At 43.6% G+C, this 12,885-nt stretch carries 9 protein-coding genes; 1 reads left to right on the top strand and 8 read right to left on the bottom strand.

Annotated elements, in window-relative coordinates:
• Positions 1-16: 16 nt before the first annotated feature.
• The 7 genes from KHS38_RS17080 to KHS38_RS17050 all read right to left on the bottom strand — a co-directional run bounded on the left by KHS38_RS17080 (position 17) and on the right by KHS38_RS17050 (position 9,499).
• Positions 17-1,294 carry a quinol:cytochrome C oxidoreductase gene (locus KHS38_RS17080; protein WP_213489749.1) on the bottom strand — a complete coding sequence of 426 codons (1,278 nt, stop codon included), beginning with the start codon at positions 1,292-1,294 and terminating at the stop codon, positions 17-19.
• Between the two features lie 11 nt (positions 1,295-1,305).
• A complete protein-coding gene (locus tag KHS38_RS17075; RefSeq protein WP_349627936.1) occupies positions 1,306-1,881 on the bottom strand; it encodes a c-type cytochrome in 576 nt (191 codons plus the stop codon).
• Positions 1,874-2,410 (bottom strand): DUF3341 domain-containing protein, encoded by a 537-nt coding sequence (locus KHS38_RS17070; RefSeq protein WP_213489747.1) that lies wholly within the window; start codon positions 2,408-2,410, stop codon positions 1,874-1,876. The genes KHS38_RS17075 and KHS38_RS17070 overlap by 8 nt, the downstream gene beginning before the upstream one ends.
• A gap of 2 nt (positions 2,411-2,412) precedes the next feature.
• On the bottom strand, positions 2,413-3,885 hold the full coding sequence (gene nrfD / locus KHS38_RS17065) for an NrfD/PsrC family molybdoenzyme membrane anchor subunit (RefSeq protein WP_213489746.1): 1,473 nt from the start codon (positions 3,883-3,885) through the stop codon (positions 2,413-2,415).
• 23 nt (positions 3,886-3,908) lie between these two features.
• Entirely contained in the window at positions 3,909-6,953 is a 3,045-nt protein-coding gene (locus KHS38_RS17060) for a TAT-variant-translocated molybdopterin oxidoreductase (RefSeq protein ID WP_213489745.1), read from the bottom strand.
• Positions 6,954-6,991: 38 nt separating this feature from the next.
• On the bottom strand, positions 6,992-8,194 hold the full coding sequence (locus KHS38_RS17055) for a c-type cytochrome (RefSeq protein ID WP_349627935.1): 1,203 nt from the start codon (positions 8,192-8,194) through the stop codon (positions 6,992-6,994).
• 324 nt (positions 8,195-8,518) lie between these two features.
• Complete coding sequence (locus KHS38_RS17050; protein ID WP_213489743.1) at positions 8,519-9,499, bottom strand: deoxyhypusine synthase family protein; 981 nt, start codon at positions 9,497-9,499, stop codon at positions 8,519-8,521.
• Between the two features lie 277 nt (positions 9,500-9,776).
• Between KHS38_RS17050 and KHS38_RS17045 the strand changes: the two genes are divergently transcribed.
• Positions 9,777-10,916: a BamA/TamA family outer membrane protein gene (locus tag KHS38_RS17045; protein WP_213489742.1), complete on the top strand. Its 1,140-nt coding sequence runs from the start codon at positions 9,777-9,779 to the stop codon at positions 10,914-10,916.
• A gap of 200 nt (positions 10,917-11,116) precedes the next feature.
• On the opposite strand, the gene pgi is transcribed toward KHS38_RS17045, so the two are convergent.
• Complete coding sequence (pgi, locus tag KHS38_RS17040; protein WP_213489741.1) at positions 11,117-12,766, bottom strand: glucose-6-phosphate isomerase; 1,650 nt, start codon at positions 12,764-12,766, stop codon at positions 11,117-11,119.
• Positions 12,767-12,885: the final 119 nt, after the last annotated feature.

Genomic DNA, 12,885 nt, shown 5'->3' with positions numbered 1-12,885 from the left:
TTTACAAAGGTAGCAATTATTGTATGTGATGATGAAGGCTTTCTTCCACAAACGGGTGTTTTTTAGGAATCAGCGAGTTGAATTTGCTTAACGCTGTCAGTGTCAGATAGGTGAATAAACCTGCAAATCCTGCAAAGATAGCCATATCCTGAGCAAACTCAACGATATCAAACATATGCTCTTTCTCGATGGTGCCCGGCATAATCATCATGTAATAGTCTAACCAGTGACCGATGATGATGATGATACAAGCTAATTTCATTCTGTTCAATGAACGCTTGTCGTCGTTCTTCATCAACAGGAACAATGGCGCCACAAAGTTAAGCACGATGTTTAACCAGAACCACCACTTATACTGAGGCTCCCAACGTTTGTAGAAGTAAACAGTTTCCTCAGGTATGTTAGCATACCAGGTCAGGAAGAACTGAGCGAACCACACATAAGTCCAGAAGATAGAGAAACCAAAAATCAATTTACCTAAATCCTGCATGTGGCTTTCATTAACCCAAGAGAAGTATCCGTTTTGTTTAAGAACAATCAGGATCAAGGCAATAACAGCTAAACCGCTCACGTGTGCCGCAGCTAAGTTATACCAGCCAAACATGGTTGAATACCAGTGTGCTTCTAATGACATCACGGCACCGAATGCATAAACCGGGAATGTAAAGCCAAATACGGTTAAGAAAATAGCCGAAATTTTGAAGCTTTTATTGTAGTTGAACATTCCGCCCAATTGATCCTCGTTATTTGAGTAATCAACCAGCAGTTTACCAAACCAGGTATATAAGCCTAATAAAACGATGATGGTACCAATAAAGAATGGAATATTAAGGAAAGCTGATTTACCAGTGATAATAGCATCAAAATGCTCACTATTTTTATCAGTTAAACCCGGAGTGGCCCAGTGTGCATACAGATAAGGAGCCATTACCTTTTTACCTTCTTCAAGTATTTCATGCTTCATTAACAAACCAGCAACAATTACTACAAGTAATATTACGGCTGCAATGCCTAACACACGTGCTAATGCCTGCGGAATACGTAAAAAAGCTACAGACCAGCCTGCTTGTGCTACGTAGTTGTAAGCCAGAAAAAATACACCGGCTACGCATACGCCTACAAAGTAGTAGCTCATAAGCAGCAGGTTAGAGAAAGTATTCTGAATACCTTTATCACCACCTATAAAGCCCGCCAGTATGCCTACTACACCAATTACAATAGCTACTAAGCTAATGGTTTTGGCTTTGCCTGCAAATTCAAAACGTTCGTCAAAACTATGTTGATGAGTGCTCATTCAATTAAATGTTATAAAGTTTGTAAATGGTGAACATACATAATTACTTTCCAGCGCTCTTCTGGTGATAATTGCGATGCATATGAGCCCATTGCATTTACACCGTAAGTAATTGTATGATAAATTTTGCCATCAGTTAAATCTTTCATGGCACCGCCACGTGATGACTGACCTTTTGAATATGACGGTGGAGCAGGATAACCGTGCTGAACTACTGTACCATCGCCCTGACCGTTAAGGCCGTGGCATGGCGAACAGAAATGCTCATACAGCAACTTTCCTTCTTTATAGTTTGACTGGTTGTTGGTAATCGGGTTTTTAACCTCGCCACTTGCAGCCAGATAACCATCTTTTGTATTCGGGTAATCGAAACGGGTAAAACCTAATGGTACCGTACCTGATGGAGGTAATTGCGCAGTTTTACCGTCTTTAAAGTTCGGGTTCTTCTGATCGTATTCGTAAGCAATATGCTCATACATATTTGGCGCATACTGCCAGCCGGTGCTACGTTTATCCTTGCACGATGTAGCTACAATAGCTGCAGCAATCGTAACCATCGTTGCACCAAATATTCTTATCTTATTCATAGCTAACATATTTCCTTTCGTTATGCTTAATTTCAACTGCACCAGCTTCTTTAAGCAGGCGGGTGATATCATCGTGTGGCGTATTGCCTTTGGCACTGATAGCGATTACGAAGCGATCGTCAGTAGCTCTTAAGTCCATAACGCGTGGTGCACGGCCTGGGAACAGGTGCGTAGCAAAGAAGAACGTTAACACCATACCAAATGCAGTGAACAGGATAGTCCACTCAAATGTAAATGGTACAAAGTTCGGAATTGCAAAGTTAGGTTTACCACCAATGTTCATCGGCCAGTCATGTACTAAAGTGTAGTACACAATGCTGAAGATAACGGTGGCACCAAGGCAGCCGAAGCAGAAAGCGGCGTAACCTAAACGCGATTCTTTAACACCTAATTTATCCTCAATACCGTGAATAGGCATCGGGGAATATACGTCATAAATAGGAACGCTATTTTTCTGTAGTTTAGTGATACCGTCCATCAACAGATCCGGATCATCAAAACACCCTAATATATATTTAGTACTGCTCATGGTTATGCTTTTTGGTATTGGGTTAAATCAACACTGTCGTATTTTTCTAATGACTCTTTGTAGTAAGCAGCGTGATCAGGATCAACATGACCACCATCCAGCAATTTCTTTTTAGATTGCTCACTTGCAGTTTTCACCAGTAGTTTCACCTCGGCCATAGCAACAGAAGGCAATACGCGTAAGAACAGCAGGAACATGGTAAAGAATAAGCCGATTGAACCTACGAAGATACCCACGTCAACCCAGGTCGGATAGAACATTACCCAGCTTGATGGCAGGAAGTCGCGGTGCAGAGAGGTAACGATAATTACGAAACGCTCGAACCACATACCAATGTTTACAATGATAGATAGTACCCATGAAAACGGAATGTTGGTACGAACCCATTTTGACCAGAACAGCTGAGGCGTAATTACGTTACAGGTCATCATGCTCCAGTAAGCCCACCAGTATGGACCGGTTGCACGGTTGATGAATGCGTATTGCTCATACTCAACACCAGAGTACCAGGCGATGAAGAACTCCGTGATATAAGCCACACCCACGATTGAACCCGTTAACAGGATAATCTTGTTCATTGACTCGATGTGGAACATGGTAATATAGTTTTCTAAACCTAATACCTTACGCACAATCAGCAACAGAGTTTGTACCATGGCGAAACCAGAGAAAATCGCACCCGCAACGAAATATGGCGGGAAGATGGTGGTGTGCCATCCTGGTTCCAATGAGGTAGCAAAGTCAAAAGATACGATGGTGTGTACAGAAAGTACCAGCGGTGTAGAGATACCGGCCAAAATTAATGACACGGTTTCGAAACGCTGCCATGTTTTTACAGAACCGCTCCATCCGAATGAAAGGATAGAATAAATTCTGCGACGTAAACCAGTAGCACGGTCGCGGATGCTCGCAATATCCGGTAATAAACCAGTATACCAGAACACTAATGATACGGAGAAGTATGTCGAGATCGCGAACACGTCCATCATCAGCGCCGAGTTCCAGTCAACCCACAACGAACCGTATTGGTTTGGCAGTGGTAAAGTCCAGTATGCCAGCCAAGGGCGGCCCATGTGACCAAAGATGTAAGTGGCCGCACAAACTACCGCGAAGATGGTCATCGCCTCGGCCGAACGGTTAATGGAGTTACGCCAGTTTTGACGGAAGAGTAACAATACCGCCGAGATCAACGTTCCGGCGTGACCGATACCTACCCACCATACGAAACCGGTGATATCCCATGCCCAACCTACTGTTTTGTTCAAACCCCATTCGCCAATACCGAACCAGAAAGTCCAGCTGATGCAGAACAACCACATGGTTGCTCCCATGGAGGCCAGGCCGAAGCCGATCCACCAGGCCAGATTGGGTTTATTTTCTACAGGGCGTAATACCTCGTTAGTAATTTGGGCATAGGTAATATTCTTGCCCGTAATTAACGGTTCCCTGATTATTGCTTCACTGTGAGATGCCATATATTATAATCTCTTGTAAAAATTTAAGCCTCTAGTTCAGTTCTGTTTCTAACTTTTGCCTGGTAACCGATACCTGGTTTTACGTTCAACTCTTCTAACACGTAATAGTTTCTTTCGCTTCTTAAAGCTCTTGATACTTCAGAGTTCGGATCTTTTTGGTTACCGAAAATGATTGCGTTAGCAGGGCAGGTTTGCTGACAAGCAACTTTGATCTCGCCATCGCGAAGCGGGCGTTTTTCCAGTTTAGCTTGCAGTTTACCAGCTTGTATACGTTGTACACACATTGTACATTTCTCCATCACACCACGGAAACGGGTAGTAACGTCAGGGTTCAGTACTAATTCGGTGTAATCGTTTTGCAGGTAGTTTTCGAAACGAGAATCGTTCCAGTAGTTGAACCAGTTGAAACGACGTACTTTATACGGACAGTTGTTAGCACAGTAACGAGTACCCACACAACGGTTGTAAGCCATTTGGTTCAAGCCGTCTGATGAGTGAGTGGTAGCCAATACCGGACATACTGTTTCGCATGGCGCGTGGTCACAATGCTGACACAGCATTGGTTGGAACACTACCGATACATCATCAACGTTTTCCAGTTGTTCAATCTCCTTCTCACGGGTCTTTACTTCTTTACCTTCGTTGAAGCTGTAGTAACGGTCAATACGGATCCAGTGCATCTCGCGACGACGACGTACCTCATCACGACCTACAACCGGGATGTTGTTCTCAACGTTACAAGCAACCACACAAGCACCACAACCGGTACAAGCGTTCAGGTCGATTGCCATTACCCAGTCATACTGAGGACGATCGTACTCATCCCAAAGGCTATAAGTATTTTTTTCTTCCTCGCCTTTGCCAGACGCCTCAGCCGGGTTTTTGATATACTCTTTCAAAGTAGTTTCGCGAATTACATCGCGGCCTTCGTAAGAGTTGTGTGTTTGTGTCTGTGCAAGGATAATTTTGTCACCGCCAAGCGCTTTAATTTCAGCTACAGCAGCGCCCTGGAAAGTTCCGTTAACTAAACCTAAGAAAGGGAAAGCATTTTTACCTACCAGGTCACCAACTTTACCGGCTTTGGTACGGCCATAACCTAAGGCTATAGCAATAGCACCTTGTGCCTGTCCTGGCTGGAATAAGATTGGCAACTCTAATTTGTAACCATTTGCAGTTACTTCAACTAAATCACCTTCTTCAACATTTAATTCTTTAGCTGTTTTAGGTGATATAGCTACATAGTTGTCCCAGGTAACTTTCGAAATCGGGTCAGGTAATTCCTGTAGTAATGGGTTGTTGGCATACTTACCGTCACGTACAGTGTAAGCTTCGTAAACCTCCAACTCCAGTTTACCATTGCCACCGGCTATTTTAGCGCTTTGGCTTAAGATAGTTTGTGCAACTGCATTTAAGTCACGGCTAAAGGTATAAGTACCTGCTGGCTTATCAGCAGCTTTAACAAAGCCGGTTTGCATTAAGGTTTCCCAACCGCCCTGACCAGCTAAACCGCCTAATGGCAAAATTTTACTGTTCCAGGTATTACGTACATAAGTATAGTAATCTTTAACCGCGTTGTTTGACCAGATCAGTAAGCTTTGCTCAGCCTGACGGGTATCAAACACAGTATTAATAGTTGGTTGTACTAAAGTATAGTAACCTTCAACAGCATTTTCATCACCCCATGATTCCAGATAGTGGCTGTTTGGAGCTACGATGTTACATACAGAAGCTGTTTCGTCGTTGTAATCAGCGAATGAAACACGCAGACGTACTTTTTTCAAAGCATCAGCAAAAGCGCTGCTTTGGTAGTAGTCATACACTGGATTAGCTTTCAGGAAGAAAACGGCACCTACTTCACCGCGTTTCATTTCGTTTACCAACTCTACAATCTCGGCATCGTTACCTTTATATTGGTAAGACGGATTGTCAAGATCGATAGTAGTACCGTAGCTACTTAATAATGAGTTAGTAGCATTAACCAAAACCTGGATGGCTACATCATTGCTTCCTGAAACAACCAGCGCACGGCCTTTAGCAGCAACCAGCTCCTTAGCAGCAAGCGTGATAGCAGTTTGTGTAGCCTTGTTTGATACTGGCTTTGAACCTGGCAAGGAAGTACCTGAAACAGCATTGTACAGGTTGATGATTGCCAAGCCTTCTTCAGAAGGTTTTAAGGTAATACGGGTATCAGCGTTACTACCAGTTAAGCTCATGCGGCTTTCGAACTGGATGTGACGTGACATTTTTTTCTTTTCGAGCGCTTCATGGCTACGGTTAGATACATACTGACGAGTAAACTCGGTTTCTGAAATCCAACCACCTAAAAAGTCGGCACCGAAGCTTACAATTACATCGGCACGCTCAAAATGGTAATGCGGTAAAACGGCTTTACCAAAGCTGTTCTGATTAGCCTGGATAATACCGGTATAAGATACCGCATCATAGTTAATATGTTTTGCAGTAGGGTACTGCGCAATAAAATCGTTAATAACACCCTGAGTTGAAGGGCTATTGATGCTTGAAGTTACAATACGAATCTTTTGACCGGCAGCTTTGATAGCGCCTAATTCGGCACGTACAAAGTTATCAACCTCGGCCCATGATGTATCGCCGTTATCCTGCATCGGACCTTTCAAACGGCTTACATTATATAAGTCTAATAACGAAGCCTGAGTTTGTGAAGTTACACCACCTTTACCCAACACATCGCCTGGGTTACCCTCAACTTTAATAGGACGACCTTCGCGGGTTTTTACCAATATAGCTTGGCCATTGTAGCTGGATACGTAAAAGTTAGCTACACCTGGAGTTACTTCTTCTGGCTTAATTAAGTATGGGATAGATTTATGAACCGGAGCTTTTTGACAAGCTGCCAATGAAACTGCGCCAATACCAAAACCCAGTGTCTTCAAAAAGTCACGACGGGGGGTTTTACCGGCCAGGCCGTTTCCACTCAAAACATCCTCAATCGGAATAGGCTCGGCAAACTCATGTTTGTTTGACTCAACAAACTCCGGGGTATTGTTCAGTTCCTCTAAACCTTTCCAGTATTTTTTGTTGCTTTCCATTTAAGCTATATAAACTATGATTGCTAAGTTTTAATTAATTAATAGTGGCATCTTGCACAATCCAGACCGCCTAAAGCAGCTGCTGTTACTTTTTCGCCACGCTTGATACGATCATGAACCTGGATCATGTTCTCGTAGTAGGCATTGCCTTTGTAATTGGTTTCAGTACGTTTGTGGCACTGGATACACCATTTCATGGTAAGTGGTGAATATTGGTACACCTCTTTCATGGTTTGAACCGGGCCGTGGCAACGCTGACACTCGATACCTGCAACTTTAACGTGTTGTGAGTGGTTAAAGTAAGCAAAGTCTGGCAGGTTGTGAATACGTACCCACTGAATTGGACGAGCCTTAGTGGTATCGTATTTCTGAGTTTGCGGATCGTAACCCAATGCATCATAAATCTTGTGAATCTCCGGCGACTCGGTTTTAACCACCTTGTGACAGTTCATACACACGTTTAATGACGGGATGGTTGCGTTACGGCCTTTATATGCACTTGAGTGACAGTACTGACAGTTGATTTTCATCACACCAGCGTGCAACTCGTGCGAGTAAGCGATTGGCTGCACCGGCTGATAGCCCTGGTGAACGTTGGTATTCCACATGGTTACCCAGCTCCAGCTACCTAAAGCAACTGTACCTGCTAAAATGAAGAAGAACACCAGCTTTTTGTTTTTGGCCAGTCTTTTTACTGTAGCAAATTTATCAACAGCAACTTCTTCAGTTTCTGGCTCAAGCTCTTCAGCAGGAAGGTCTTTTCTTTTCAGCACCAAACGCTCCATAGTACCGATCACCTTGTTCAGAACCAGGATAACGATAAAGGCAACGATAATAACGCCGATTAAGCCAAAGATCAATGCACTGCTCGGACCACTTTCTGCAGCTGCACCAGTTGCGGGACCTTTCTTAGCAGCGTCGTCCTGCATGGTTTTCCACTCGGTACGAACGTAAGCAATGATATTAGCCACATCACCGTCTGATAAGTTGGTGAAGGTATTCATACCAGCCTGATTGTACTCGTTATAGATCTTCAGTGCTTTTGGATCTTTAGCAGCAATAAGGGCCTGGTTGTTCTGAATCCATTTGGTTAACCATTTGTCATCAGTTTCTGAAGTAATGGCCGGACCCAAAGCCGGACCGGTCATACGTTGGTCAATCTTGTGACACGAGGTACAGTTGGCTTTATATAAAGCTTCACCTTTAGCTGCGTCACCCTGGGCACGGGCAGTTAATCCCATGGCAGTTAATCCTGCTATAAGTAAAACCGACCTTGAAAACTGTTTAAGAATCAATGAGATATTTCTCATAAAGTGTATTTATGCTAAATAAAATTATGTTTTTGATAATAACATTACTGAAAACGCACAGGTATCCCCGCTTTTTTCAGTCCACAAAAGTAAAATTTTATAAACTATGGCTGACAAATTAATGACACGAACTTCTAATTTATAATCGTTCTAAACAAAGCGCAAAAATGCCCTTAAACTATTATTTAAGGGCATTTTTCGTGTTAGTGTACCAAATACGTCTAAATGACGCACTTGCAGGATTACACAGGATGATTATTGTTTAAGTATCCAGGCAAAGATCAGAGGTGCTACAATGGTAGCGTCTGACTCGACGATGAACTTAGGCGTATCAATATCCAGCTTACCCCAGGTAATCTTTTCATTTGGTACCGCACCGGAATAAGAACCGTATGATGTGGTTGAATCTGAAATCTGGCAGAAATAGCTCCAGAACGGAATATTTTCCATTTCCATATCCTGGTACAACATAGGTACAACGCAGATAGGGAAATCGCCGGCAATACCACCACCAATCTGGAAGAAACCGATGCCTTTACCTTCTGAATTTTTTACATACCAATCAGCCAACCATGCCATGTACTCAATACCGCTTTTCATGGTTGATGCTTTGATCTCGTTTTTGATAACGTAAGATGCAAAGATGTTACCCATGGTTGAGTCTTCCCAACCCGGCACTACGATAGGCAGGTTCTTTTGCGCTGCAGCAAGCATCCAGGAATTAGCCGGATCTATTTCATAGTATTGCTCCAACTCGCCGCTCAATAATATTTTGTACATGTACTCGTGCGGAAAGTAACGCTCGCCTGCATCATCCGCATCTTTCCAGATCTGGTAGATGTGTTTTTGTAAGCGACGGAAAGCTTCTTCTTCTGGAATACAGGTATCAGTTACACGGTTATAGTGATTCTCTAACAAATCCCACTCATCCTGCGGACTCAAGTCGCGGTAATTAGGTACGCGCTTATAGTGTGAGTGCGCTACCAGGTTCATGATGTCCTCTTCCAGGTTGGCACCGGTACAGCTGATAATCGCAATTTTATCCTGACGGATCATTTCAGCTAATGAAATACCCAGCTCGGCAGTACTCATGGCACCAGCCAGCGTTACCATCATTTTACCACCCTCAAGCAGGTGAGTTTCGTAGCCTTTAGCCGCATCCATTAACGCAGCCGCATTAAAATGTCGGTAGTTTGTCTCAATAAACTGAGAGATAGGTCCTCTTGTAATGCTCATCAATTCAATCAATTAAAAATCAGGCGCAAAGGTAGGTATTTTGATTTAAAATATAGCTGCAATAATGTGTTTGATTATGTACGTACTGTAATAATCTGTCAAAGATTTAAACACCTCTATTGTTGTGATATGGTCCACTTACTACATCACACATCAGCAGGTTAAGTATATATATAGCAACCTCATATCATTCTCATCTTATTTAATCAGTATTACTTTACTTTGCACGCGCAAACAATACCTCTACCTTTGCACTTATACAGCCGCACTTCTATCCATGAAAAAATACAAGCTCCTACTTCTCGTTTTATTTACCACCATATCAGCCGCACAGGCACAGCTAAACTTTTTACCCAAGTTTGTGAGGCGTATGCTTTTTGAAAAAGACAGCAGCCGCAGCGCCAGCTTTTTTTTACTTCCGGTTATCAGCTCGGCCCCCGAAACAGGTTTAGAAGGTGGTGCATCGGCCCTTTACTCTTTTTATACAGATAAGACGGATCCAAGCACACGCGTATCTAACATCTTTGCTTATGGTACACTTACCACTAAAGGGCAGCAACGCGTAAGCCTGAGCAGCAGCTACTGGTTGCCGCAAAACCGTTACCATTATTCGGGAGCTATCAGCTACGTAAACTTTCCGTTCGATTTTTACGGCATTGGTAATGATACCCGCAAAGTTGATGAAGAACGCATAGGCGAAAAACGTTTTAAAATAAGTTTTACCGGCGAAAAGCGTTTTGGCAAATACATTTATGCTGGCTATGTATTAGGCGGGCTCGATTACCGCTACAAGATTAACAATACCGGCAAACGCTTTGAGGCGCAAATACCGGCGCAAGACCGTAACGGCGGGGCCAGCATATACGCAGGGCCAACGCTTACTTTTGATAACCGAAACAACAATACCTATACCACACGCGGCATCATCATCAACACTTACTTAAATGTAATGCACGGGCTTTATGCCAACAATAGCTATAAAGGCAGCTTTTTTGATTTTGAGTATGCACAGTTCATCCCGCTTCACAAACGCTTAGTATTGGGATTGAATGTGCAGGAACAAAGCCTGTTGGGCAGCAATACACCATTTTATTTATTACCCGAATTGGGTAACGATGAGATGATGCGCGGCTACTACAACGGCCGTTACCGCGACCGTAATATGGTTGCCGGCCAGGCCGAGCTTCGCTTTCGGTTGAGTGACCGTTTCGGACTTGCAGCTTTTGCAGGAACAGGTACCGTTTTCAGGAGCAGTTTTAATTGGGATGAACTAAAACCAAACTACGGCGGTGGCTTACGCTACTTTTTTGATACAGAGAAAGGCCTGAGCATGCGTGTAGACTATGGCATTGGCGAAAAGCGCCCCGGCGAGCCCCGCCAAAGTGGGTTTTACATGAGTTTGGGCGAAGCGTTTTAGTTTGACAGCACCCACAATCTGTCATGCTGAACTTGTTTCAGCATCCCTCAGGACAGAGCATTTCACCTGCATGGTTATTTTCCTAGCTGTTTGCTTAGCAAGTGAGATGCCGAAACAAGTTCGGCATGACAGATAGGTACTTAAATAAACAAGGTAGCCCAAATTGGGCTACCTTGTTTATTTAAGTAGATGGAAGTTTATTAGCTTCTCCAGGCCTTGTACTGATTAATCAGGCCATTGGTTGATGCATCATGACTATTCACCTCATCTTCGGTACGCAATTCCGGAAGGATTTTGCCGGCCAGTTGCTTGCCCAACTCTACGCCCCACTGGTCAAAACTATAGATGTTCCATATTACGCCTTGTACAAATATTTTGTGCTCGTACATGGCTATCAGCGAGCCTAATACTCTTGGTGTAATTTTTTTAGCCAGAATAGAGTTGGTTGGGCGGTTGCCTTCAAATACTTTAAAAGGCGCCAGCTTTTCGATTTCCTCCTCGCTCTTGCCGGCTGCTTTTAATTCGGCTACTACCTCGTCATAAGCTTTGCCGTTCATCAACGCTTCGGTTTGTGCAAAAAAGTTAGACAACAGCAGGGTGTGATGCTCTCCTACCGGGTTATGCGTTTGCGCCGGCGCAATAAAATCGCACGGAATTAACTTAGTCCCCTGGTGGATGAGCTGATAAAAAGCGTGCTGTCCGTTAGTGCCGGGCTCGCCCCAAATAATAGGGCCGGTTTGGTAATCAACCACCTCGCCGTTGCGGTCAACATACTTGCCGTTGCTTTCCATATCGCCCTGCTGAAAATAGGCAGCAAAGCGGTGCAGGTATTGGTCGTATGGTAAAATGGCATGGCTTTCGGCACCAAAAAAGTTATTATACCAAACACCCAGCAAAGCGGCAATCACCGGAATATTTTGTTCAAAATCGGTAGTTCTGAAATGATTGTCCATGGCATGAGCGCCTGCCAGCAGTTGCTCAAAATTATCAAACCCGATACTCAGGGCAATAGATAAGCCAATGGCGCTCCACAACGAATAGCGGCCGCCTACCCAATCCCAAAAGCCAAACATGTTTTGCGTATCAATACCAAACTTCTCAACCGCAGCGGCATTGGTTGATAACGCCGCAAAGTGCTTGGCAATATCAGCCTCGCTTGCACCGCTGTTTAAAAACCACTCGCGGGCCGTATTGGCGTTGGCCATGGTTTCTTGCGTGGTAAAGGTTTTGGATGCGATCAGGAACAGGGTAGTTTCCGGATCAACGCGTTTTAATGTTTCGGTGATATGCGTACCGTCCACATTAGATACAAAGTGCAGGTTTAACCGGGTTTTGTAAGCTTTTAACGCCTCGGTTACCATAACCGGACCTAAATCAGATCCACCAATACCAATATTCACCACATTGGTAATAGGCTTGCCGGTATAACCTTTCCAATCTGCATTTATTACCGCATTGCTAAATTCTTTCATGTGCTGCAATACCGCATTTACATCGGGCATCACATCTTTGCCTTCCACGTAAACCGGCACATTGCTTTGATTGCGCAGTGCTGTGTGCAGCACCGGACGATTTTCGGTTACGTTGATGGGCTGTCCGCTAAACATTGCCTCGATTGCCTCATTTAGCCTACACTCTTTAGCCAACTGTACTAACAGGGCTATAGCTTTATCATCAATCCGGTTTTTTGAATAATCAAACAGAAAGTCTTCAAACTGGACAGAAAACTTTTCAAATCGCTGTTTATCAGCATCAAACAACTCTTTTAAGTGTTTAGACTCCAGTTCGGAAAAGTAATCGGTTAAATATTGATACGCTTGCGTAGTAGTAAAATTGATATTTGGCAGCATAATTGAAATTGTTTACCCAAAAGTAAACGAAATGTTTGCTTTTGCCAGCCCGAATTTCACAAGGCACCCTACTTAGTGTTCTGACTACACCTAAAATACTTAGTGTTTCAGATACACAT

It is taken from the genome of Mucilaginibacter sp. Bleaf8 (genome assembly GCF_018390515.1).
Lineage (GTDB): Bacteria > Bacteroidota > Bacteroidia > Sphingobacteriales > Sphingobacteriaceae > Mucilaginibacter.
The sequence above is the reverse complement of the archived record's forward strand: the minus strand, read 5'-3'. Positions and strand labels throughout refer to the sequence as shown.